Annotated in this window: 19 protein-coding genes; 14 read left to right on the forward strand and 5 right to left on the reverse strand. The window is 63.4% G+C overall.

The window, feature by feature from the left end:
* Positions 1-34: 34 nt before the first annotated feature.
* Positions 35-2,263: an NADP-dependent isocitrate dehydrogenase gene (locus tag BI49514_RS05250; RefSeq protein WP_101544883.1), complete on the reverse strand. Its 2,229-nt coding sequence runs from the start codon at positions 2,261-2,263 to the stop codon at positions 35-37.
* Between the two features lie 157 nt (positions 2,264-2,420).
* On the opposite strand from BI49514_RS05250, the gene BI49514_RS05255 reads away from it, so the two are divergent.
* From BI49514_RS05255 to BI49514_RS05275, 5 genes are all read left to right on the forward strand, one after another.
* On the forward strand, positions 2,421-3,062 hold the full coding sequence (locus BI49514_RS05255) for a thymidine kinase (RefSeq protein ID WP_101544884.1): 642 nt from the start codon (positions 2,421-2,423) through the stop codon (positions 3,060-3,062).
* A 96-nt stretch (positions 3,063-3,158) separates the two neighbouring features.
* Entirely contained in the window at positions 3,159-3,938 is a 780-nt protein-coding gene (locus BI49514_RS05260; protein WP_101544886.1) for an alpha/beta fold hydrolase, read from the forward strand.
* Positions 3,939-4,068: 130 nt separating this feature from the next.
* On the forward strand, positions 4,069-5,694 hold the full coding sequence (locus BI49514_RS05265; protein WP_101544888.1) for an SLC13 family permease: 1,626 nt from the start codon (positions 4,069-4,071) through the stop codon (positions 5,692-5,694).
* Between the two features lie 28 nt (positions 5,695-5,722).
* A complete protein-coding gene (locus tag BI49514_RS05270) occupies positions 5,723-6,793 on the forward strand; it encodes an NADH:flavin oxidoreductase/NADH oxidase (RefSeq protein WP_101544890.1) in 1,071 nt (356 codons plus the stop codon).
* Positions 6,794-6,842: 49 nt separating this feature from the next.
* Positions 6,843-7,496 carry an MBL fold metallo-hydrolase gene (locus BI49514_RS05275; protein ID WP_101544891.1) on the forward strand — a complete coding sequence of 218 codons (654 nt, stop codon included), beginning with the start codon at positions 6,843-6,845 and terminating at the stop codon, positions 7,494-7,496.
* A gap of 14 nt (positions 7,497-7,510) precedes the next feature.
* Here the strand turns inward: BI49514_RS05275 and BI49514_RS05280 are convergent, their stop codons facing one another.
* Positions 7,511-8,095 (reverse strand): hypothetical protein, encoded by a 585-nt coding sequence (locus BI49514_RS05280; RefSeq protein WP_244195075.1) that lies wholly within the window; start codon positions 8,093-8,095, stop codon positions 7,511-7,513.
* A 373-nt stretch (positions 8,096-8,468) separates the two neighbouring features.
* Here BI49514_RS05280 and BI49514_RS05285 point away from each other — a divergent pair, with 373 nt between their 5' ends.
* Entirely contained in the window at positions 8,469-9,671 is a 1,203-nt protein-coding gene (locus BI49514_RS05285; RefSeq protein WP_101544895.1) for an AlbA family DNA-binding domain-containing protein, read from the forward strand.
* On the opposite strand, the gene BI49514_RS05290 is transcribed toward BI49514_RS05285, so the two are convergent.
* Together BI49514_RS05290 and BI49514_RS05295 are read right to left on the reverse strand one after the other, a co-directional pair.
* Positions 9,668-10,654, reverse strand: coding sequence for an IS481 family transposase (locus BI49514_RS05290; RefSeq protein ID WP_094452453.1), 987 nt, complete (start codon positions 10,652-10,654; stop codon positions 9,668-9,670). The two genes, BI49514_RS05285 and BI49514_RS05290, sit on opposite strands and share 4 nt — an antisense overlap.
* Before the next feature lie 68 nt (positions 10,655-10,722).
* A complete protein-coding gene (locus BI49514_RS05295; protein ID WP_094452452.1) occupies positions 10,723-11,595 on the reverse strand; it encodes a DMT family transporter in 873 nt (290 codons plus the stop codon).
* Positions 11,596-11,673: 78 nt separating this feature from the next.
* Here BI49514_RS05295 and BI49514_RS05300 point away from each other — a divergent pair, with 78 nt between their 5' ends.
* The 8 genes from BI49514_RS05300 (at position 11,674) to BI49514_RS05335 (ending at position 23,929) form a co-directional block, all read left to right on the forward strand.
* On the forward strand, positions 11,674-12,240 hold the full coding sequence (locus tag BI49514_RS05300; protein ID WP_094452451.1) for a TetR/AcrR family transcriptional regulator: 567 nt from the start codon (positions 11,674-11,676) through the stop codon (positions 12,238-12,240).
* An 88-nt stretch (positions 12,241-12,328) separates the two neighbouring features.
* Entirely contained in the window at positions 12,329-14,137 is a 1,809-nt protein-coding gene (locus BI49514_RS05305; RefSeq protein ID WP_101544897.1) for an ABC transporter family substrate-binding protein, read from the forward strand.
* Between the two features lie 103 nt (positions 14,138-14,240).
* A complete protein-coding gene (locus BI49514_RS05310; RefSeq protein WP_101544899.1) occupies positions 14,241-15,785 on the forward strand; it encodes an ABC transporter permease in 1,545 nt (514 codons plus the stop codon).
* Positions 15,782-16,813 carry an ABC transporter permease gene (locus tag BI49514_RS05315; RefSeq protein ID WP_101544900.1) on the forward strand — a complete coding sequence of 344 codons (1,032 nt, stop codon included), beginning with the start codon at positions 15,782-15,784 and terminating at the stop codon, positions 16,811-16,813. The genes BI49514_RS05310 and BI49514_RS05315 overlap by 4 nt, the downstream gene beginning before the upstream one ends.
* Positions 16,813-18,735, forward strand: coding sequence for an ABC transporter ATP-binding protein (locus BI49514_RS05320; RefSeq protein ID WP_101544902.1), 1,923 nt, complete (start codon positions 16,813-16,815; stop codon positions 18,733-18,735). The genes BI49514_RS05315 and BI49514_RS05320 overlap by 1 nt, the downstream gene beginning before the upstream one ends.
* A gap of 105 nt (positions 18,736-18,840) precedes the next feature.
* Entirely contained in the window at positions 18,841-20,751 is a 1,911-nt protein-coding gene (gene typA, locus BI49514_RS05325; protein WP_101544904.1) for a translational GTPase TypA, read from the forward strand.
* Between the two features lie 52 nt (positions 20,752-20,803).
* On the forward strand, positions 20,804-22,123 hold the full coding sequence (locus BI49514_RS05330; RefSeq protein ID WP_101544905.1) for a PIG-L family deacetylase: 1,320 nt from the start codon (positions 20,804-20,806) through the stop codon (positions 22,121-22,123).
* Between the two features lie 48 nt (positions 22,124-22,171).
* Positions 22,172-23,929: a VanW family protein gene (locus BI49514_RS05335; protein WP_244195076.1), complete on the forward strand. Its 1,758-nt coding sequence runs from the start codon at positions 22,172-22,174 to the stop codon at positions 23,927-23,929.
* A 33-nt stretch (positions 23,930-23,962) separates the two neighbouring features.
* On the opposite strand, the gene BI49514_RS05340 is transcribed toward BI49514_RS05335, so the two are convergent.
* Entirely contained in the window at positions 23,963-25,048 is a 1,086-nt protein-coding gene (locus tag BI49514_RS05340) for a GNAT family N-acetyltransferase (protein ID WP_101544907.1), read from the reverse strand.
* Positions 25,049-25,054 lie beyond the last annotated feature (6 nt).

Consider the following 25,054-nt stretch of genomic DNA (forward strand, 5'->3'; position numbering starts at 1 on the left):
CGGGACTCTTTCTCAGGTGGTGTCGATCAGTTGATCAGACGGTCTTGCTCAGCGAGGAGATGATCTCATTGAGCGTGGCCGAGGGCCGCATGACGGCTTCGGTCTTCGCATCGTTCGGGTAGTAGTAGCCGCCCAGGTCGACCGGGCTGCCCTGAACCTCGAGGAGTTCGGCCACGATGGCGTCCTCCTTCTCGGACAGTGCCTTCGCCACCGGTGCGATGGCCTCGGCCAGAGCTTCGTCCGAGGTCTGCTCGGCCAGCTGCTGTGCCCAGTAGAGGGTGAGGTAGAAATGGCTGCCGCGGTTGTCGATCTCGCCGACCTTACGCGACGGCGACTTGTTCTCTTCGAGGAACTTGCCGGTCGCGGCGTCGAGGGTGTCGGCCAGCACGCCGGCACGCTCGTTTCCGTGGACGTTGAACTCGTGGCGGAACGATTCGGCCAGTGCGAGGAACTCACCGAGGGAGTCCCAACGCAGGTGGTTCTCTTCGACGAGCTGCTGAACGTGCTTCGGAGCCGAACCGCCGGCACCGGTCTCGAACAGTCCGCCGCCAGCGATGAGCGGAACGACGGAGAGCATCTTCGCCGAGGTGCCGAGCTCGAGGATCGGGAACAGGTCAGTGTTGTAGTCGCGGAGGACGTTGCCGGTCACCGAGATGGTGTCCTTGCCCTCACGGATGCGGTCGATGGAGAACTGAGTGGCCTCCACCGGGTTCATGATGCGGATGTCCAGGCCCTCGGTGTCGTGGTCACGCAGGTACTCCTCGACCTTCGCCTTGATGTTGCGGTCGTGGGCGCGGGTCTCGTCGAGCCAGAACACGGCCGGAGTCTCGGACAAGCGGGCACGGGTGACGGCAAGCTTGACCCAGTCGCGGACGGGGATGTCCTTCGTCTGGCACGCGCGCCAGATGTCACCGGCAGCAACCTCGTGGCTCATGAGCACATCGCCGGCGGAGTTGACGACCTCGACGGTTCCGGCCTCCGGGATCTCGAAGGTCTTGTCGTGGCTGCCGTACTCTTCGGCCTTCTGCGCCATGAGACCGACATTGGGCACGGTGCCCATGGTCCGCGGGTCGAAGGCGCCCTTGGCCTGGCAGTCCTCGATGACGGTCTGGTAGACGCCGGCGTAGGAGGAGTCGGGGATGACGGCCAGGGTGTCCTGGGTCTGGTCATCCTTGTTCCACATCTTGCCGCCGACGCGGATCATCGCCGGCATAGAGGCATCGACGATGACGTCGGAGGGCACGTGGAGGTTCGTGATGCCCTTGTGCGAGTTGACCATGGCCAGGTCGGGCCCGTCGGCCAGTCCCTTCTCGATTCCGGCCTTGACTCCGGCGGCTGCGTCGGCAGGCAGGGTGCCGAGCCCGGCGAGGATGGCGGCCAGTCCGTTGTCGGAAGTCAGTCCCGCCTCTGCGAGGACGTCACCGTACTCGGCGAAGACGTCGGGGAAGAAGGCTTCGATGACCTTGCCGAAGAGGATGGGGTCGGAGACCTTCATCATCGTGGCCTTGAGGTGGACGGAGAAGAGGACGCCGTCGGCCTTGGCCGCGGCGATCTGGTCCTTGACGAATTCGTCGAGGGCGGCGGCGTTCATCTTCGTCGTATCGATGATCTCGCCGGCCAGAACAGGCAGGGACTCCTTGAGGACCTTCGTCTCTCCCGCAGCGGTGCGCAGGCGGATCGACAGGGTGTCATCGGCCTCGATGATCACGGACTTCTCGTTGTCGCGGAAGTCGTCCGAGCCCATGGTGGCGACGCGGGTCTTCGAGTCGGCCGACCATTCGCCCATCGAATGCGGGTGGGCCTTGGCGAAGTTCTTCACTGCCTGCGGAGCGCGACGGTCGGAGTTGCCCTCACGCAGCACCGGGTTGACGGCCGAGCCCTTGACCTTGTCGTAGCGTGCCCGAACGTCCTTCTCCTCATCGGTCGAAGGCTCTTCCGGGTAGGCGGGCAGGTCGTAGCCCTGGGACTGCAGTTCGGTGATCGTCGCCTTCAGCTGCGGGACGGAAGCCGAGATGTTGGGCAACTTGATGATGTTGGCATCGGGGGTCTTGGCGAGATCGCCCAGCTCCGCGAGTGCGTCGCCGACCTGCTGGTCCTCAGGCAGACGGTCGTTGAACTGGGCCAGCACGCGTGCGGCGAGAGAAATGTCCCTGGTCTCAACCTCGACACCGGCCGACGTGGCGAAGGCTTCGATGATCGGCTTGAGCGAGTACGTCGCCAGAAGCGGCGCTTCATCCGTGCGCGTGTAAATGATTTTAGCCATAGTTAAGGACCACTCCGCATCTTCTTGGGGTTTATCGCCCTCCATCCTACCTTCTGGGCCATTTCGGTAGGCGGCCCCGGCCGATGATGGTGCTCACATTCCCACGTGGCACCCGGTAGTCTTCTGTGTCGGCACGGACAACAGAAAGAGGACGACATTGGCCAAACTCTACTTCCGGTACGGGGCGATGAATTCCGGCAAGTCGACCGCTCTTCTGCAGGCGGCCTTCAACTACGAGGAACGTGGCCAGCGCGTTCTGCTGGCCAAGCCGCTGATCGACACCAAGGGCGCGTCACAGATCGTGTCCCGATTGGGCGTCACCCGTGAGGTCGACTTCGTCATCCCCGCCGACGGCGACGTGGAGCGGATCTATGCCGAACATGCCGACTACGTCGACCACGATGCCCTCATCGAGTCCATCGACGCCCCGAAGACCCCGGTCGCGTGCCTGCTCATCGACGAAGCCCAGTTCCTCAGCCCCGTCCAAGTGGATTCGCTCATGCGGATCGCCACCACCGCCTCGGTGCCGGTGATGTGCTACGGGATCCGCACCGACTTCCAGACGAAGGCATTCCCCGGTTCGGCGCGGCTGCTCGAAATCGCCCATACCCTGGAGGAACTGAAGACGATCTGCCGCTGCGGTCGCAAAGCCATGTTCAACGGCCGCCTCGTCGACGGACAGTTCATCTTCGACGGCGATCAGGTCGCCATCGACGGCAATTCCGTGACCTATGAGTCGCTGTGCCCGAGCTGTTATCTCGAGTACTCCGGCGGTAGGCTGTCAACGACAGACTCCTGACCGATCCCGACACAGCTTCCCCGTCGAATCCAACTCATCGACGACCGTCGTATCCCGTCGAAATCCGTTCGCACTTTCAGTTCCCAAGGAGCCTCCATGCGCATCGCCGTCCGTGCCTTCAACGACAATCCCGGTTCCCCCGTCCTCGTCTTCGGCAACGCCCTGGGCACCCGGATGCCCCTGTGGACGTCCGTGGCCGCGCGCCTGGCCGATGACTTCCAGATCTACCTCACCGACCTTCCCGGACATACCGTTCCTTCCGGTGATTCCCTCGCCGAGGCGGCCGCCCCGCTGACGGTCGAAGCGCTGGCTTCCGGTGTCGTCGAGTCCCTCGCCGAGCTCGGGGTGGAGTCCTTCACCTACTGCGGAGTCTCGATCTCCGGTGCCGTCGGTCTGACCCTCGCACTCAACCACCCCGAAACACTCACCGGACTCATCGCCTGTGCGACAGCGGAGAAGTTCGGCACCCCGGAATCCTGGGACGAACGCATCGGCGAAGTCCGCGCCGACGGCACCAAGGGACTCGTCGATGACACCGCCGACCGGTGGTTCGCCGCCGGATTCCTCGGCGAGGACATCGCCACCGGTCACCTCATCCTGTCCGACCTCGCCCTGGTCGATGACGACGCCTACATCGCGGCCGCCTCGGCGCTGAAGAGCTACGACCTGAGCGGAAAGCTCGGCTCGATCGGCACCCCGACGCTCGTCATGGCCGGGGCTCAAGATCCCGGTTGCACACCTGAGGCGATGTCGGAGTTGGCCGAACAGATCGAGGGCGCACACTTCGTCACGATCCCGGACTCGGCTCACCTGCCGATGGTCGAACACCCCGAGATCGTCGTCGACCACATCCAGGAGTTCTGCGGCCAGCTGTAGGAGCGACTGCGGCGAAAGGCCGCGAAGCATCCATGCGCTCACGGAGCGTGGGCGATTCTCTTGGTAGAGAGACCACATCTGGAGTAGGCTGTGCAAAAGCACAGGCACACCTGCTCGATGAGGAGTGAGAATGTCCCCGCGCCCGAATTCCGCTGAGTTCACATCCACTGAGATCGACATGCGTTCTCCCGGGGAACAAGAGCCCGGAATCAGCCGCTCAACCCTGCGAATCCGGTGGATCGGGTTCCTGCTCGGCCTCATCTTCTCCACGCTGGTCTATGCGATCATGCCTGCCGATGTCGGGCAAGCCGCCAAACTGACGGCGGCGGTTGCGGTGCTCATGGCCGTCTGGTGGATGACTGAGGCGCTGCCGATCGCGGCGACGTCCCTCGTTCCGCTCGTGGCGTTCCCCGTCCTCGGAACCGACGTCGAGATGGAGACGGTCGGCGCCTCATATGGAAATCCGATCATCTTCCTTTTCCTCGGCGGCTTCCTCATCGCCTTGGCCATGCAGAGATGGAGTCTGCACCGTCGCATCGCACTCGTGACGCTGAGCATCATGGGCGACCGACCGGGACCGATGATCGCCGGATTCATGATCGCCACCGGGTTCATCTCGATGTGGGTCTCGAACACGGCGACCGCGGTGATGATGCTGCCGATCGGAATGTCGGTGCTCATGATCGTGTCGAAGGTCGTGGGCACGGCGCTCAACGAAACTGCGGACCCGGACAGGGATGTAACCGAAGACGTCGACGGTGCAGCCGAGAGCTCGAGCGAAGGCGGCGATGAAACCGGGATCGGCGCGGTTGTGAAATCGAATTTCGGCACCGCCCTCATGCTCGGAATCGCCTACTCTGCATCGATCGGGTCGTTGGGCACCATCATCGGCACTCCTCCCAACCTCTTCCTCATCGGCTACCTCAAAGACAACCACGACATCTCCATCGGCTTCGGTCAGTGGATGCTAGTCGGTGTTCCGCTGTCGGTGGTGATGATGGCCATCGCCTGGTTCCTGCTGGTCAAGGTGATGTTCAAACCGGAGATCGACAAGATCCCCGGCGGACGTGAACTCATCCGCGAAGAACTTTCCAAGCTCGGTCCCATGTCCACCGGGGAGAAGCTTGTGCTCGCGATGTTCGTCCTGGCCGCCGTCAGCTGGATCTCTTTGCCGCTGATCTTCGAAGAACCGCCGATCAGTGACGAAGGCATCGCCATGGTCGTCGGTCTTCTGCTCTTCCTCATTCCGGGCGGGGCCAACCGCGGCGTCCGCCTCCTCGACTGGGAGACCGCAGAGAAGCTGCCCTGGGGAGTCCTCCTGCTCTTCGGCGGCGGACTCGCTCTCTCCGCTCAGTTCTCTGAGTCGGGTCTGACCGAATGGATCGGCAAGACCACGAGCGGCCTCGGAGTTCTGCCGACGGTCCTCGTCGTGGCCATCTTCGCTGCCATCATCCTCTTTCTCACGGAACTGACTTCGAACACTGCGACGGCGGCGACGTTCGTTCCCGTCGTCGGGGGAGTGGCCATGGGACTCGACCTCGACCCGCTGCTGCTGACGATTCCCGTCGCCTTGGCAGCGACGTGTGCCTTCATGCTGCCGGTCGCCACCCCGCCGAACGCGGTCGCCTTTGGTTCTGGCTATGTCACCGTGGCTCAGATGGTCAAGGGTGGGCTGTGGCTCAATGTCATCGGCATCGTGCTCGTCACTGTCACGGTATATCTGCTCGCCGTTCCGGTATTCGGTATCACTGTCTGAACTCGGGCGGAACTGGCAGACTGATGTCATGACTGAGCTGTTCGAACCGCTGACCCTGCGCGGAACCGAGATTCCCAATCGCATCTGGCTCGCCCCGATGTGCCAGTACTCCTGCGAAGCTGAAGACGGCATGCCCGGCCCTTGGCATCTCGTCCATCTCGGTGCCCGGGCGCAGGGCGGATTCGGGCTCATCCTCACCGAAGCCTCCGCAGTCGTCCCCGAAGGTCGAATCTCACCACAGGACGCCGGAATCTGGAATGACGACCAGGCAGAGTCATGGTCGGCCGTCGTTGACTTCGTCCACTCCCAGGGCAGCATCATCGGCATTCAGCTCGCCCATGCCGGCCGCAAGGCCAGCACCTATCGTCCTTTCACCGGTGAGCCGAAGGGCAGCGTCCCCGAGTCCGAGGGCGGATGGTCGACACTCAGCGCTAGCCCCATCGCTTATCCGCAGCTGGCCGAGCCCGTGGAGATGACGAAGGGCGACATCGCCGAGGTGGTCGCGGCCTTCGCAGCCGCGGCTCGCCGTTCGATCGACGTAGGGTTCGACCTCGTCGAGCTCCATGCCGCCCATGGCTATCTGCTCCATTCCTTCCTGTCACCACTGTCGAACCAGCGCGGCGACGAATACGGCGGCGATCTCGCCGGCCGGTCCCGACTGCTCCACGAGGTCTATACGGCCGTGCGCGCCGAAGTCGGTGACGAAGTGCCCGTCTTCGTGCGCATCTCGGCAAGCGAATGGACAGACGGCGGTTTCGACATCGCCGAAGCCGCAGAGGTCAGCCGTGCGCTGTCGGAGGCCGGAGTCGACCTCATCGACGTCTCCTCCGGAGGCAACTACCCGGTGCGGATCCCCATCGGCCCCGGCTACCAGGTGTCCCTGGCCGCAGCGATCCGCGCCGAAGGAGCCTTGGCCGGAGCCGTCGGACTCATCACGGATCCGAAGCAAGCCGAGACCATCCTCAGCACCGGACAGGCCGATGCGATCTTCATGGCCCGCGCCGCTCTGCGGGAACCTGCCTGGCCGCAGCGAGCCGCCCATGTCCTCGGAGTCGAACCCGGGCCCTACCCTCCGCAGTACACCCGCGGAGCCTGGTGACCTGTCCCTGAACCGTACGCAGCATCAGCACAGATTGAGGAGTTTGGAAATGCACACGATCGAAACCGAGCACGTCATCATCCGCTCTATCGCGGTCTCCGAGATGGCTAACAACGTCTATCTGCTCACCGCCAAAGAGACCGGTTCCCAGGTCCTCATCGACGCCGCCGATGACGCCGAGGCGATCACCGAACTCATCGGCTCAGGAGCGCAGGACACCGAGGCCGACCCGAAGCTCAGGGCGATCATCACCACGCACCAGCACTGGGATCATATTCGGGCGCTGCCGGCCACCTCGGCGAACTATCCGGAGGCGATGACCATTGCTGGGGCTGCGGACGCGGCCGCCATCACCGAGGCGGAAGGAGTGGAGATCGCGCATTCCGTCGATCACCTCGATGTCGGGGACTTCGGCGGATTCGTCCTCCAGGCAATCGCTCTGCGCGGGCACACCCCCGGTTCGATCGCACTGCTTCTGCGCGACGGGGGCCAGACGATCCTGTTCTCAGGTGACTCGCTGTTTCCGGGCGGGCCGGGCAAGACCTGGTCGGCCGAGGACTTCACATCGCTCATGGACGACCTCGAGGAGCGGGTCTTCGGCGAACTTCCGGACGAGACTCTCGTTCTGCCCGGACACGGGGACTCGACGACCCTGGGCGAGGAACGTCCGAAACTGGGGGAATGGCGCGAACGCGGCTGGTGACCGCAGTTCGGCCGTCAGCGCGGCAGTGCTGCGAAGCCGAAGAGCGCCCAGACGATGGCGAGGAGACCCATGGCGATGATGCCGACGTTCCATCTCGTCTCGATGACACGCTGCCCACCGGGGTTGGCGAGTTCTGCGTCGCTGAGCGACGAATAGCGCTCGAGCACGGTGTCGACGGCCGGGCTCGGATTCTCGACGAGCCGCCGCATACCGTGCTCGTCCTTCTCCCACTTCTTGCCTTTGCCGGCCAGCGGCCATGAGGCGAACTTCCTCTCATGGGTGCGCACGCTCAGACCGAAGTGGGTCTCGAAGCCGTCGACGAGGTTCCACGGGATCGTCACGGTCTGCAGCGGATTGACTAAGATGAGCTGCTGTCTGTGCAGTTCGACGCGGGGAAACCGATAGCAGACGAAGACCAAGGTGCCGACGGCCAAAGGGATGCCCGCGGCGGCCAGACCGCGCAGCGTGAAATCTCCGAAGAGGATGGAGAGCACGCCGAAGGCGCAGAGCCCTCCGACGATGAAGAACAGGGCCGTCGAACTCGTCGTCCGCACGACGGTCGGCTCGGTTTGATTGCGATTTATCTCACTGCCAGCCACCTGATCATCCTATCCATTGAGACTGAACAAAAGTTGTCTGTTCCCTTGGTTTCGAAACGGTAACGATTCCGAAATTTGCTCATTATGTGGACTCCGTCACAGTCGCCGGTGAATTAACTTTGTTGCAATCCATGTGAAAAGCATGAACGCGGTCACATGCGCGTCGGCTTCTGCCGTCCCGCTGGACGTGACCGGAATGCACTCCGGTTTGGGGTGCAAGTACGAGGGTGACTCGCCCTAGATGTACTGACCGGACACGTTGATTGATTGTCAGATCGCGGAGAGCCGGCTCCGCCTCAATCTCTGAGGATGTCTTCTGGCTCCGTCTGGTCAGCCGGGTATCTTGACCTTGTCAGCGGCGATTGGAGCAGGCATGGCTCAGCAGTACCTCGGCCCTGCGATGGGTGTGGTCTCCTTCTCTACCTGGTCGGAACTCGTTGAAGCAGCCGCGGGCGGTCTTCTCGAGGAGTCGGTCTGGTGCGAGTTGAAGGAGATGGCGACCCCGGCCGGAACTGCGAAGAAGGATGCCAATCTGGAGATGGCCCGCGACCTTGCCTCGCTCAGCGTCGACGGAGGGCTACTCATCTACGGGGTGCGCGACAGAGACTTCGAGGTCGTCGGCTGTGACACTGCCGGACTCGCCGACCGGATTGCCCAAGTGTCCGCGACTCGGATCCACCCACCGCTTTCGCCCACCATCCAGCCTGCACTGGTCCATCCCGACGATGACGCCCGGGCGGTCCTGGTCGTCCAGGTTCCCCCATCACCCTTGGCTCCCCACATGGTCGACGGCAGCTATTGGGGCCGGAGCAGCAACGGCAAGCGAAAGCTCGACGATGCAGAGGTGCGTCGGCTCTTGCTGCAGCGTGATCGGGGCGAGGACGCGTTCCTCTCCCGCCTGACAGGGATGGAGGCTCGTGACCCGCTGGTTGACTACATCGAGGGTCACCCCACTGGCAACGGACACATCTACCTTGTGGCCGAACCCTGTGTGCCGGTGGTGCGGAGCGAGGAGCCTCAGGGCTCGGCCGCTCTGCGCCAAGGGATCCGGCCGAGTGGCTGGCCCGGAACGGTGCCGGACTGCACGTATCGGGCCTTCGACCCCAAGGGTGAGGCGTATGCGTCGATCCCCGCGCATGGCGATCCTGTACGAAGCCAGTACGAGCGTGGGCTCTGCCACGTCTTGTTGAAGGACGACAGCTCCATCGAGGTGGTGTCCGGCGGTGGGACCGCGGAGTACGAGACCCAGCCAGGAAGACCGGCGAAGTTCCTGTTCGCTGGGCTCATCTCAGCACTGGCAGTGCAGACCCTGCAGTTGATCGAAAGCCGGTCACTGACTTGGGGATACACCGGGCCATGGCGGATCGGTCTTCGGGTGACCAAGACTCGCGGGACCATCTACAACAACAACGACGTCTTCAATCAAATGCCCACTTTCACAGCGGACGAATACATCAAGACCACGGTGGTCCAGGGCGTGGACACCAAGCCGCTCGAACAAGCCCAAGGCCTCCTGAAGGGGCTCTATCGGGGACTCGGGATCGAGTCCCAAACGGTCGACCAGATCGCCAACTAGGTTCGCTGCACCTGGGTGCCGGTCAAGCGCGAGAACGGCGGCTGGTTGCCGCAGGCGGTGTGGGGCCTGTGGTGGTTGTAGTAGTGCAGCCAGCCTTCGAGTTCCCCGCGGCGTTCCGTCTCGGAGGTGTAGCAGCGGGCGTAGGCCCAGCCGTCGGCCAGGGTGCGGTGGAAGCGCTCAATCTTCCCGTTGGTCTGCGGCCGATACGGCCTGGTGCGCTTGTGCCCGATGCCCAGTTCGGCGCAGGTGTCTCGCCACAGGTGTGAGCGGTAGGCGCTTCCATTGTCCGACAGGACCCGCTCAACGGTGACGCCACGCTGGTTGAACCATTCAACGGCCCGAACGAGGACGGCGGTGGCGGTGAGGGCGGTCTCGTCGTCGTGGATCTCGGCGTAGGCCACCCGGGAGTGGTCGTCGATGACCGTGTGGACGTAGGCCTTGCCCATCAACGGGTCCCGCCACTTGTTGCGCGGCTTGTCCGGTGTGGCGGCTCGGTTGCGGACGCCTTGTGGTCGGCCGACGTAGCGCCAGCCGCCGCCGTCGGGGATGTTGCCGAGCTTCTTCACGTCGACGTGCAGCATCGCGCCGGGGTGGTCGTGCTCGTAGCGGCGGACGGGCTCTCCGGTGGCGCGGTCGACGTGCGAGAGCCGGTTCAGGCGGGCGTCGGCCAAGATCCGGTGGACAGTGGACGGGGCGATCCCCAGTCGACAGGCCAACTGGACCGGGCCTTCGCGCAGGCGCAGCCGGAGCTGGATGCAGCGCTTCGTGGTGCTGTGGCTGGTCTTGTTCGGCGACCGGTGGGGCCGTGAGGAACGGTCCTGCATCGACTGGCCGGCTCGGTAGCGGTCGGCCCAGCGCTTCACGGTCGGCCAGGAGACCTGGAAGCGGGCGGCCACTTCACTGATCGGCCAGCCCTCGTCAACGACCAGACGAGCGACGATCAGTCGGTGCCGGGGGGTGAGAGCTGCATTCGTGTGGGTCATCGAAGACTTGTTCCTGGTGTTGACGAGGTGTCGAGGTGTACCGAGTCCGCCCGGTTTGGAGCCCGTGGTCAGGCCGTGTCTTGCTCACGGCGGTTGGTGCGTCTGGCCGCGAGGCCGACGCCGCTCAGGACGACCGCGAGCCCGATCCATTGCAGGGTCGAGGGTTGCTGGCCGAATATGGACCACGCCCACAGCATCGTTACGGGCGCAGTCAGGTAGAGCAGAGTGCTGGTCGTGGTGGCTCCCACCTGGCGGAGGCACCAGATGAACGTGGCGTAGCCACCGAGGCCGGACAAGAGCACCAGCCAGCTGATCGCCAGCACCAGTGTCCCCGTGACCTGGAGACGAAGCCCGTCGGTCAGGAGGGCGGCGCCGCTGAAGATCACGGCGGCCACGCTCACCTGCACGGTCAGACTGATCACCACTGGCACCTGGGGCTTCCACGAGCGTTCCAGTAGGGAAGCCATGGACAGCCCCAGCAGGCTCATCGCCACCAGGCCCACGCTTCCCGCCCCTGCCGTGCTGATGCCTCCCACGCTCAGGCTGACGCCGCCCAGGGCGATGAGCAGGCCAAACCACTGGAGGATGCGGACCCGATCGCCGAAGATGATCCGTCCCGCCGCGGTCACGATCAGCGGCTGAAGTGCACACACCAGCGCAGACAAGCCGGCATCCAGCCCCTGCCCAGCGGATAGGAAGACACCGCCCAGAAAGACCACGTGAGACAGGACGGCCAGGACGACCTGCTGCCACAACTCGCGTCGACTCAACGCGCGGAAAGAATGACGCAGCGAAGGAACCAGCAAACACCCGACGAGCAGAACAAGGGCAGTCACCAGATAACGCCACGCCAGCAGGGGCCACGTCCCCACACCTATCCGGTCCGCCAGCGTCGCCCCGACGAACCCGGAACTCCACGCCACCACGAACGCCACACACATGACCCATCGCATCCGATTAGATAAACACACCGGTCGGTATACTGTCAGTGCACTCAAGCCAGCTGAGGGGACGAGACCATGGACATTGACCTTGAGGTCTTCGAGCCTGTCGACACCACACCGGTCGGTCATAGCATCCTCGATGCTGCTGCCGAGCTCTTCCGTGACCGCGGGATCACAGCCACCGGTGTCGACAGCATCGTCGAGCGTGCAGGAACCACAAAGAGGACCTTGTACCAGCGCTACGGATCCAAGGATCGGTTGGTGGCCTGCTACCTGCAACAACGCGCGCACGCCTGGCAGGGCGAACTCCTGGAAGCGTTGACCGGCGCATCCCCAGCCGAAGGCCTGGACGTCGTCTACCGGCACACTGCCCAGTGGGCGACCGGCACCCCCCGTGGTTGCGCTTTCGTCAACGCATGGGCCGAGATCGGCGCTAGCGACCATGAGGCCGCCGATTTCATCCGGGCGGAGAAGGCCTGGATGCTGGCCTTATTTACGCAGATTGCTAGTGGCGACCAGAACACGGGGACCCTGCTGCACCTGCTCTATGAAGGCGCACAGGTCAGCGCGTCAATCCAAGGAGACCCGAAGGTGTTCACCCAAGCCTGCGCCGCATCACAGGAACTCCTCGTCCGACGGTGAGGAGTTCTCCCGCACGACGAGACCGAATCGCGTTTCGCTCCTCAACCAACGTGTCCGGTCAGTACACCTAGAACAACAAGGAGAGAACGTGAACAAGCGCTTCCTCGCGGCCGGCGCCTCTGTGGCTGCCGCTGCAATGGTGCTCACCGCCTGCACACCCCCTGGCGGAGGCGACGACAGTGAATCGTCGAAGAACTCCCAGCTGAACATCGGCTGGAACGAATCGTTCCGATCGATGAACACACAGACTGCCAATGGCAACGCTGTGTCGAACGCCATTCTCACGTACATGATGAATGACAACTTCGGCTACTACGACGACAACCTCGAGGTCCAGGACGGCGCGCTTGGCAAGCTCGAGAAGGTTTCAGACGACCCGTTGAAGATCAAGTACACCTTCAACGACGAGGCCAAGTGGTCGGACGGCACCCCTGTTGACGCAGCGGACCTCGCTCTGACCTGGGCGGCCACGTCGTCGAACTTCAACACCGTCGAATCGAACAATAAAGACGACGGATCGGTGAAGGAGAACGACGCGAAGACGGTCTATTTCGACTCGGCGTCTATCGGCCCTAAACTCGTCAAGGACTTCCCCGAGATCTCTGACGACGGTAAGGAAGCCACTTTCGAGTTCTCCAAGCCGTTCGCTGATTGGCAGACCGGATTCGCCGGCATCGGGCCCAACGGAGTGGGCGTTCCCTCCCATATCGTTGCTAAGAAGGCTCTCGGGATCGACGACCCGGAGAAGGGCAAGGAAGCGATCCTCAAGGCCATCAAGGACAAGGACACCGAGAAGCTCTCGAAGATCTCGAACACCTGGAACACGGGGTTCGACTTCACCTCGATGCCGGATGACGAGGACCTGCTCGTCCATAACGGCCCGTACAAGATGACGAAGTTCGAAGAGGGCCAGTATGTCACCCTCGAACTCGATGACAAGTACACCGGCCCGACCAAGCCGAAGGTCAACACCGTGACCGTCCGTTACAACGGAGATCCGATGGCAATGGTCCAGGCGATCGAGAACGGCGAGGTCGACTTCACCCAGCCGCAGGCGACCGCAGACGTGCTCTCTGCCGCCGAAGACATCGACGGCGTCAACGTCGATGCTGCCGACGGTGCCACCTATGAGCACGTCGACTTCACTTTCGACAACAAGGGTCCTTTCGACCCCGAGGCCAATGGCGGTGACGAGGAGAAGGCGAAGAAGGTCCGCCAGGCCTTCCTCAAGACTCTCCCACGGGAAGACATCGTCGAGAAGATCATTAAGCCCCTCAATGACAAGGCCGTCACTCGCGACTCCTTCAATCAGGTTCCCGGCTCCCCAATGTACGACGAGATCGTCAAGGGCAACGGTATGGAAGATCTCAAGGAAGTCGACGTCGACGGTGCGAAGAAGCTGCTCAAGGAGGCCGGAGTCTCCAGCCCGACGGTTCGCGTCATGTATGACAACACGAACTCGCGTCGTCAGCAGGAGTTCCAACTGATCAAGGAATCAGCCGAGAAGGCCGGCTTCAAGATCAAGGACGTCGGCGATGCCAACTGGGGCACCCGCCTCGGCGACGGTACCTACGACGTCTCGTTGTTCGGCTGGCAATCGGAGTCGACCGGTATCACTGATTCTGATGCGAACTACCGCACCGGTGCTCAGAACAACTACGGCGGCTACTCGAACAAGAAGACGGACAAAATTCTCGACAAGATCGTCGGAGCTCCCGAATCCGAGCATGCGAAGCTGTCCACCGAGTTGGAAAAGCAGCTGACCGAGGACGCTTTCGGCGCACCGCTGTTCCAGCATCCAGAGCTCGTCATTTACCGGGACAAGCTGAAGAATGCCAAGTCGACTACTGTTTCGCCGACAATTTTTTGGAACTACTGGGAGTGGGAAGTCAACTGATCCGCGTCTGACGCGATCGGTTCTTCTCCAGCCTTGTTGCTGTGGGGATCACTGTGTGGTCCCCACAGCGGCGTTTTCGGAAGATTGAAACGGAAGCCCCATTATGATCAGATTCATCCTCCGACGATTGCTGTCGACGGCGCTCGTGCTTCTCGTCGTCACCTTCGTCCTCTACCTGCTGCTCAACGTCGCCCTCGACTTCTTCTGGGATCTTCGTTCGAGCACCTCACCGAACATCGAGGCTCTCTACGAGTCGCGTCGTCGTCTCCTTGACCTCGATACCCCTGCGATCGTTCGCTACTTCAAGTGGCTGGCAGGAGTCGGCGGCTGCGCCATCGGCCAATGTGACTTCGGCATCGCCTGGAAGTCCGGCCAAGAAGTCACCGAACAGCTGCAGGGCGCGATCATCAATACGATCAAGCTCATCACCGCCTCGACGATCGTTGCCATCATCCTCGGCATCGCCGTGGGCATGATCTCGGCGATCCGCCAGTACTCTGGCTTCGACTACTTCATCACCTTCGTCTCGTTCCTCCTCTATTCGCTGCCCGTCTTCTGGGTGGCGGTGCTGCTCAAGCAGTACGGAGCGATCGACATCAACAACTTCATCAACGATCCGACCTTGGAATCCTGGTGGCCGATCATCATCGGCTGTGTGGCCATGGGGCTGTTCTGGATGGGTGCGCTCGGCGGCAGCGCGAAGCGTCGCGTGATCACCTTCGTCGCCGCAGCAGTCATCACCTTCGGCACCATCTACTACATCCTCGCCAGCGGCTGGATGCAGCACCCGACGATCGGCCTCCTCGGCGTGGTCGTCATCGGCGCCGGTGCGGCCATCGTCATGACGTACCTGTCGACGGGCCTGAAGAACCGCCGCGTGCTCTATGCCACACTCAGCACGGTGGCCGTCGGCGCGCTGCTCTACTGGCCGCTGATGAACCTCTTCTACTACGTCGACATGAACTGGCTGTGGATGTTCGGGCTCTTCATCGTTGCGATCGCCGTCGCCGTCGGCATCGGTCTGGCATTCCGCGGCCCGGATCCCTGGGATACCGCGCGCACGACGAGCTTCACGGCCATCATCGTGGCAGTACTCATCTTCGCCGACAAAGTGCTGCAGGGCTGGCAGGAGTATTCGGACGACCCGGCCATCAACAATCGTCCGATCGCGACGATCGGTGCATCGGCGCCGAATATCGACGGCGACTTCTGGATCACGAACCTCGACTCGTTCACTCACCTGCTGCTGCCGTCGATCGCTCTCGTCCTCATCTCCTTCGCCTCGTACACCCGTTATACCCGCGGTTCGATGCTCGAGGTGTTGGGCCAGGACTACATCCGCACGGCACGAGCCAAAGGTCTCAACGAACGTACGGTGATCATGCGGCACGCTATGCGCAATGCGCTGCTGCCATTGGCCTCGGTCGTTCCCGTCGACATCATCACGATGATCGGCGGCGCCGTCATCACGGAGACGATCTTCGGCTGGAACGGCATGGGCAAGCTCTTCATCGACTCGCTGAGACAGGCAGAGCTCGACCCGGTCATGGCCTACATCCTGATCACAGGCCTGCTCGCTATCATCGCCAACCTGGTCGCGGACTTCCTCTATGCCGTCCTCGACCCGAGAATCCGAGTGAACGCATGAGTACTGACAACGACAAACAGAACGCTCTCGCCCTCGACGAAGTCGGGGACAACGCGATCGAGTCGAAGGAAACCGAGGGTCTCTCCCAGGGCAAGATCGTCCTGCGCAAGTTCCTTCGTCACAAGGGCGCGATGATCTCCATCGTCGTCCTTGTGCTCGTGGCCATCTTCGCCTTCAGCGCACAGGGATTTGCGGGAATTCCCGGTTGGTGGAAGTTCAGCCATACGGCGTCCGGGCCCGTGGTCAACCCCGGCGGAGCCCCGACCTGGTCGTTCGCGAACTTCTTCTCACTCGGCGATCACCCCTTCGGTCAGGACGAGATCGGTCGTGACAACTTCGCCCGAGTGATGAAGGGGACGCAGATCTCTCTCGTCGTCATGTTCATCATCGGCATCGTCTGCCTGATCATCGGCACGGTCATCGGTGCTGTTGCGGGCTACTACCGCGGTTGGGTCGATTCGGTGCTCATGCGCATCACCGACGGCTTCGTCATCCTTCCTGTCATCGTGGTCGGATCGATCCTCGGCGTCTTGGTCGGAGGTGCGAACGGCCCGCTCCTTGGTGTGGCGCTGGGTTGCATCCTCTGGGTGGGTCTTGCCCGTCTCGTCCGCGGTGACTTCATGTCGCTGCGCGAACGGGAGTTCGTCGATTCGGCCCGCGTGGCCGGCGCCAGCGACTTCCGGATCATGTTCAAGCACATGCTGCCCAATGCTATGGGCGTCATCATCGTCAACACGACGCTGATCATGAGTCAGGCGATCGTGCTCGAAGCCTCGCTGAGCTACCTCGGCTTCGGCATCAAACCGCCCGGCATCTCGTTGGGACAGCTCATCAGCGAATACCAGACCTCCTTCGCCACTCGTCCGTGGCTGTTCTGGTGGCCCGGCCTGTTCATCATCGTCATCGCTCTGTGTGTGAACTTCATCGGCGACGGTCTGCGCGACGCGTTCGATCCGCGGATGAAGACCATCCCGAGCTGGAGGAAGATGAAGAAGGCCGAGCGCATGGCACAGAAGGAGGCGAAGTGATGGCTGAGAAGAAAGCAGACGCCCAGTCGAAGAAGGGCTCCCCGATCCTCGAGGTCAATGACCTCGGAGTCCAGTTCTGGGTCAGTGACGAATGGTGGATGGCCGCCGAACACCTCGACTACACGGTCAATGCCGGCGAGGTTCTGGCGATCGTCGGCGAGTCCGGTTCGGGCAAGTCGCAGTCGAGCATGTCTCTGCTCGGTCTCCTGCCGAGCAACGGCCGTGCGACCGGCTCAGCCAAGCTCAACGGACGTGAACTCATCGGCATGCCGCCGGAGAAGATGCAGGCCGTGCGCGGCAACGACATCTCCGTGATCTTCCAGGAGCCGATGACTGCGCTCAACCCGGTCTACACCGCTGGGTACCAGATCGTGGAGACGCTGCGCGTCCACCTCGACATCGGTCCCAGTGAGGCGAAGCAACGGGCGCTCGAGCTCATGCGGCTGGTGGAGATTCCTGATCCGGAGGATCGGTTCCATTCGTTCCCGCACCAGCTCTCCGGCGGTCAGCGTCAGCGCATCATGATCGCGCAGGCACTGGCCTGCCAGCCGAAGCTACTCATCGCCGATGAGCCGACTACCGCGCTCGACGTCACGGTGCAGGCCGAGATCCTCAAGCTCATGCGCGAACTGAAGTCGAAGCTCGACGCGGGCATCATCCTCATCACGCACGATATGGGCGTGGTGGCGGATATGGCAGACCGCATCATCGTCATGCGCGCCGGCAAGGTGGTTGAATCGGGTACCGCGGAGGAGATCTTCTACAACCCGCAGCACCCCTATACGAAGCAGCTCCTCGAGGCTGTGCCCCACCTCGGCGCGGGAACCGACAGCGAAGCATTCGGCGGCAGCATCGACGATGTCGAAGCCTCGCTGTCCGATATCACCTCCGATCAGGCGTCGCACGCCGATGACCCGGTCGGCCAGCCGGACGCCGGGGCCGGCGGCGAAGGTCTCTCCGAGGCAGGGGCCGCCGATATGGCCGTGGCCGAGGCGCGTGCTCAGGTGACCGCGCAGGACCGTCCCGAGATCGAGATGGACTCCACGGAGACGTACTACCATCCCGGTTCGCAGGCGGACTTCTCGAAGCCCTCTGCCCTGCAGCTGCGCGATGCCGCGATCGAGTACCCCGCGATCGGACGGAAGAAGGCCTTCCGCGCCGCTCACCACATCAATCTCATGATCGCCCCCGGCGAAGTCGTGGGCCTGGTGGGGGAGTCGGGGTCGGGTAAGACCACGATCGGACGCGCAGCTCTGGGACTGCTGCCCACCGTCGAAGGCGACATGGTCGTCAACGGCACGAGCATCAAGGGCCTGAGCAATAAGCAGATGAGGCCCCTGCGCAAGGAAGTCGGGATCGTGTTCCAGGATCCCGGTTCCTCGCTCAATCCGCGACTGCCGGTCGGGGAGTCGATCGGTGAGCCGCTCTACCTCCACGAGGGGATGAAAGGGCCGGCGCTGAGCAAGCGGGTCGAGGAGCTGCTGACTGCGGTCGAACTGCCCACCTCGATGCGCAACCGCTATCCGCATGAGCTCTCCGGCGGTCAGCGTCAGCGCATCGGCATCGCCCGTGCCCTGACCCTGCGACCGAAGCTGCTCATCGCCGATGAGCCGACATCCGCGCTCGACGTGTCCGTGCAGGCGAAGGTCCTCGACCTGTTCGAAGGCCTGCAGAAGGAATACGGTTTCGCGTGTCTGTTCATCAGCCACGACCTGGCCGTGGTCGAACGCATCGCCGAGCGCATCGCGGTGATGCGCCACGGCTACCTCGTCGAGATCGGCAAGTCCTCACAGGTCGTGTCGAACCCCGTCCACCCGTACACACAGCGTCTGCTGTCGGCGGTTCCGGTTCCGGATCCGAAGGAGCAGCGCAAGCGTCGGGAGGCCAGGGACGCGGTCCTCGAGGCCACGATGAACGCCTGAGTGCGCCCAAGCTGACGGCCACCTGCACGCGGAGCGTGCGGGTGGCCGTATAATTGTCTGTTGGGTCCGGGCTGGACCAATCTCTCTATCTCAAAAAGGTTCTTGATGACTGAAGCCATCACACGACGGGAAAACCGCCGAAACGTAGCAATCGTCGCACACGTCGACCACGGCAAGACCACGCTGGTCGATGCCATGCTCCGGCAGACCGGTGTGTTCAGCGAACACGGCGACTTCGCCGAACGCGTCATGGATTCAGGCGACCTCGAACGCGAGAAGGGCATCACCATTCTCGCGAAGAACACCTCCGTCCTCTACAACGGTCCCTCGGCCGGCGAGGACCCCATCGTCATCAACGTCATCGACACCCCGGGCCACGCCGACTTCGGCGGTGAGGTCGAGCGCGGACTGTCCATGGTCGACGGCGTCGTCCTTCTCGTCGACGCATCGGAAGGTCCGCTGCCGCAGACCCGCTTCGTCCTGCGCAAGACGCTGGCCGCGAAGCTGCCCGTCATCCTCGTGATCAACAAGACCGACCGTGCCGATGCCCGCATCGACGGAGTCGTCGAGGAAGCTCAGGACCTGCTCCTGGGTCTGGCCTCCGACCTCGCCGACGAAGTCCCCGATCTCGACGTCGACTCGGTCCTCGACGTGCCCGTCGTCTTCGCCGCCGCGAAGGCAGGTGCCGCCTCCCTCGAACAGCCCGCCGATGGAGCGGTCCCGGACAACCCCGACCTCGAACCGCTGTTCAAGACCATCCTCGAGACGATCCCGGCACCGGAGATCAACTCCGACGGCATCCTCCAGGCACACGTCACGAACCTCGACGCCTCGCCGTTCCTCGGCCGCCTGGCTCTGCTGCGCATCTTCGGCGGCACGCTGAAGAAGGGCCAGCAGGTCGCCTGGGCTCGAGGTGACGAGATCAGCTCGGTGAAGATCACCGAGCTGCTCGAGACCCAGGGCCTCGACCGGGTGCCCGCCACGGAGGCCTCGGCCGGTGACATCGTCGCCGTCGCCGGCATCCCCGACATCATGATCGGTGACACACTCACCGACATCAACAATCCGAAGCCGATGCCGGCGATCGTCATCGACGATCCGGCGATCTCGATGACCGTGGGCATCAACACCTCCCCACTGGCCGGCCGTGAGAAGAACACGAAGGTCACCGCCCGCATGGTCAAGGACCGTCTCGACCAGGAGCTCGTCGGCAACGTCTCGCTCAAGGTCGTCCCGACCGAGCGGCCCGACGCCTGGGAGGTCCAGGGCCGTGGTGAGCTGGCTCTGGCCATCCTCGTCGAGCAGATGCGCCGTGAAGGATTCGAACTCACGGTCGGCAAGCCTCAGGTTGTGACCAAACAGGTCGACGGCAAGGTCCATGAGCCCTTCGAGGAGCTCACGGTCGATGTGCCGGAGGACTACCTCGGCGCCGTGACCCAGCTGCTGGCTGCCCGCAAGGGTGTCATGTCGACCATGACGAACCACGGCACTGGCTGGGTGCGGATGGAGTTCAAGGTTCCCGCACGCGGCCTCATCGGATTCCGCACTCGGTTCCTCACCGAGACCCGCGGCACCGGTATCGCGAACACGATCTCGGCCGGATACGGACCGTGGGCCGGCAACATCGAGTTCCGCATCAACGGATCTCTCGTGGCCGACCGCGCGGGAGCAGTGACCCCGTACGCGATGATCAACCTGCAGGACCGCGGAACCTTCTTCGTCGAACCGACCTCCGAGGTCTACGAAGGCCAGATCGTGGGCGAGAACTCGCGCGCTGACGATATGGACGTCAACATCACGAAGGAGAAGAAGCTGACGAACATGCGTTCGGCTTCTGCTGACAGCTTCGAGAACCTCACTCCGCCGCGCAAGCTGACTCTCGAGGAGAGCCTCGAGTTCGCTCGTGAGGACGAGTGCGTCGAGGTCACCCCGGGTGCCATCCGCATCCGCAAGGTCGAACTCGATCAGAAGGAACGCGCAAAGCTCTACGCGAAGATGCGCCGGCAGAACGCCTGAGCCGGAATCCTCGATCCGGCAGCACCGAATGACCTCGAGCACCCAGGAACCAATGACTGTTACGCCACGCGTCCTCTTCGTGCACGCTCATCCCGACGATGAGACGATCACGACAGGCGGCACGATCGCCGAATTGGTCTCCGAGGGTGCCGAGGTCATGGTGCTCACCGCCACCCGCGGTGAGGGCGGCGAGGTCATCCCCGCAGAGCTGAAGCGACTCGAGGGCGACCGGGCCGGTCTCGCCCGGGTCCGGGAGCAGGAGATCGCCGAGGCGATGCGTGCTCTCGGCGTGCGCATGCACACCTTCCTCGGCGGGACCACGCGCACCTTCGAGGATTCGGGCATGGAATGGGGACCGGACGGTCACGCTCGACCCGCGTCATCGATGACCGACAATGCTCTGTGCGCAACTGACATCACGACGGTGGCCAGACACATCGCCGCTGTCATCGACGCCTTCGAACCGCATGCGATCATCACCTATGCCGCCAACGGGGGCTATGGTCACCCCGACCATGTGCGGGTGCACGAGGCCACGACTGCGGCATTCGACTTCGCCGAATGGCGGACCGGTCGGCTGCTCTACGTCGACACCCCCACCGAGGTTGCCCGCCGTTCGTTCGACCCGCACCAGGCAGGCTTCGCAGGCACCGGATTCGCCCCCGTCGACACGATCCCGGCCAAACCGCCGGTCGGCCAGATCGTCATCGACCAGGACGTCAGCGCGGTGCTGCCGGCGAAACGGGCAGCACTGGAGGCCCACCGCACCCAAGTGAGTGTCGCCGGCGGCTTCTTCGCCTTGTCGAACGGTGTGGGTCAGAAGATCGGCGACCGTGAATACTTCTCTATCGGAGCCGGGGCGCCGATCCCGTCCGAGATGCTCAACGCCGGTTTCGCCCCGCACGTGCTCACCGGCCTCGACATCGCAGCTGTCGAAGCTCAGGAGAATACAGCGGCTCAGCCCCTGCGACGAAGTCGCGCACCGCGGAAGCCGGGAATCTTCGCCTACCTCCACTCCGCTGTGCTCGGACTGCTCATCGCCTTCCTCGGCACCATGCAGCACCTCAACGTCACGGTGGTCAACCTCGGTGAGACCCCGATCATCCTGCCATGGGGGCTCGTGCTGGCCCTGGCTCTGGCCGCGGCCGGGCTGTGGCACCTGAAGTCGATGTATCGCAGCAGCGCTCCGATGTTGGTCGCCGCCGTGATCATCGCCGTACTGTCCTTCGTCTTCGGCCAGCCCAAGTGGCTGCCCGGCGCCGATATGATCGTCACCGGACTGCTGCGTTCCGTTGTGTGGCTGCTCGGACCGATGGTCCTGGCTGCTGTCTTCTCCTTCATCAACGTGCGCGGGCACGATCGCACTCGCTAGACTCGTGCGAACCGCACCGAATCAGTCGTTATCGACACCCTCGGGAGAATGATGCCGACCAATACCATGTCCGACGGAACCTCGAACGCCGGCGGGCCCGACCCGTCCGGCAGCGCTGCCCGGAAGAAGATCTGGCCCTTCATTCTCCTGGCCGTTCTCGTGCTGGCCGCCATCTACGTAGTGATCGGCTTCTTCAGCGGTCGTATGCTCGCACCGGGAACGACCGTGGCCGGAATCGACATCGGCGGCAAGTCCGCAGCAGACGCCGAGAACACCCTGCGCAACGACCTGCGCGAGGACGCGGAGAAGGCCATCGTCTTAAAGGCCGGAGAGCCGACGGCGAAGCTCGACCCGGAGAAGGCCGGAATCACCTTCGACTCGGAAGCGACAGTCGAGCGCATCACCGGCTTCAGCCTCGACCCCACCGTCATCTGGAACCGCCTGTTCGGCGAAGACGAGGTCGATCCCGTCATCAAGGTCGACGAGGAGAAGTTCGACAAGGAAACCGCGAAGGTCACGGAATCCCTGGCCGTCGATCCCAAAGACGCCGAACTCGAGTTCGACAAGACCACACCGAAGGTGAAGGACGGCAAGAAGGGCCAGACCGTCGACACCGCCGCCGTGCGCACCGCCGTCGCCGATCATTGGCTGCGCATCGAGGATGCTCTCCCGGTCAGTCCGACGAGCGTCGATCCCGATATCACCACGTCCGAAGCCGAAGACATGGCCGACGGATTCGCGAAGGACGCCGTGAGAAAGGACCTCACTATCACGGCGAAGCCTGCGAAGGATGCGGACTCGGAGGTCAAGGGCGGTGATCTCACCGTGTCCCCGAAGACCGTCGCGAAGACTCTGACGTTCAAAGCCGAGGACTCGAAGCTCAAGCCTGTCTTCGATCAGGAGGCTCTGCAGAAGGCCGTGTTGGCCGCGAACAAGGACATCGGACGACCGGCCGAAGACGCGAGTTTCGAGATCAAGGACGGCAAGCCCGAGGTCGTGCCATCCCGCAATGGAATCGGAATCAAGGCCAAGGAACTGACCGGCGCGGTCACCGACGCCATCAACGGCAAGGAGGACAAGCCCAAGGTGACACTGGCCTCGGTCAAACCCGAGTTCACGACGAAGGACGCGAAGAAGGCCGATGTCTCCGACACCGTGTCCCACTTCTCCACCGGCTACAGCTCCGAACCCAACCGCGATACTAACCTGCGGGTGGCTGCGAAGAGGGTCTCCGGCACGGTTCTCAAGCCCGGTGAGCAGTTCTCCCTCAACGAAGCTCTGGGCCAGCGCACCGCCGCAAACGGCTACAAACCTGCCGGCGTGATCGCCGAAGGGCAGATGAAGGAAGACTACGGCGGCGGCGTCTCACAGGTGTCGACGACCCTGTTCAATGCGGCGTTCTTCGCCGGCTTCGAACTCGACGAACACCAGGCGCATTCGCGCTATATCTCCCGCTACCCGGAGGGCCGCGAGTCGACCCTCGACTGGTCATCGATCGATATGAAGTTCACGAACAACTCGAAGACTCCGGTCGTCCTCGACATGTACCTCAAAGACGGAGAGGTCCACGCGAAGGTCTTCGGCGTCAAGAAGTACGATGTGACGGCCGACGCCTCGGATCGGTTCAACCACACGTCACCAGGGTCGGTCACCGAAAGCGGGCCTTCTTGCTCCCCTCAGTCGCCGAAGGGCGGCTGGTCGATCCGGATCACCCGGACCATGAAAGACATCGCTTCGGGTCAGACCACGAAGGACGGCTTCACCACGGTCTACCGGCCGGTGAACAAGGTCGAGTGCAAGGGCTGAGCACTCCCCGCGGGATTCCGGCCGGCTGACCGGTCAGCGTGCCTCGGCGTACCAGGACCGGTGACGCACTGTGGCGCCGAGAGAGGCGAAGAGACCCAGCGATGCCTCATTGCTCGACTCGACGTCGACAAGGTAGGACCTGACCCCGCGTTGAGCGAGCAGTGCTGCCGCGGCTGCGGCCACCGAACGTCCGGCACCGCGTCTCCGCAGATCGGGACGGGTGATGAGGTTGGTGATGACAGCCCATTTGCTGCGCTCGACCACCCTGCAGGCCGCCACCATGGTTCGGGATCCATCGGGATGCTCGGCATAGGCGGTGACGAACTCACACGGCTGATCGGCTTCGATGAGCGTCTTGAACGCCTCAGCCGAACCCGGTTCCTCACCGGGGGTGCGCTGCGACGTCCATGCGGCGAAATGCTCGGAGGTCGGGGCATCGGAGACGTCGACGATCAGCCCGGCCGCAGGCGCCTCGGCGGGGGAAGATGCACCGCCGGCTGCCTCCGCGGTGGCGCCGGTGAGCAGAAGCGTGGCCTCGGAAGGGGTGTAGCCGCGAGCCGAGAGCAGGGGAGCGAGCCCCTCACATTCTGGTGCCAGCGTCGAGGAATCGTCAGCGGAATAGATCTGGACGCGGCTCGGCCTGCCTCGGGCCCGATACCACTCCTCGACGGCATCGAGTCCCTGTTCCCACCCGAGCCCGGTGTCGGTCACGGGCAGGCAGGAATTGGCGCGCCGGGTCGCGGATTCCGAATGCCGCAGCAGCCAGCCCTTCTGCAGCAGACTGACCTCGGCGGCCGCCTCGGTGCCTTCGTTGCGCAGATTCTCCACGTGCAGCCAGGACACGTCGTGAGGAAGCCAGGCGGCGGCCGAGATGCGCCGCAGATCCACGGCGGAGACGATCTCATGCGTGCGCCCGGCCTTCGTCGGAGCCGGGGGCACCTCGTGGACGAGGAGGATCTGGTCGCGAGCGATGCGCAGGGGACCGCGCTTCGTATCGATCTCGAGCCCCGCCTCGTCGACGGCTGTGACGACGCCGAGGGCATCCGACGTCGAATGGGTGTCACCGGGTGCGAGCGAATACCGCACGACCACTCGTCTGCCGGGCTGCAGATCGTCCACTTCTGG

Source organism: Brevibacterium iodinum ATCC 49514 (genome assembly GCF_900169265.1).
In the GTDB taxonomy this organism is placed as follows: domain Bacteria; phylum Actinomycetota; class Actinomycetes; order Actinomycetales; family Brevibacteriaceae; genus Brevibacterium; species Brevibacterium iodinum.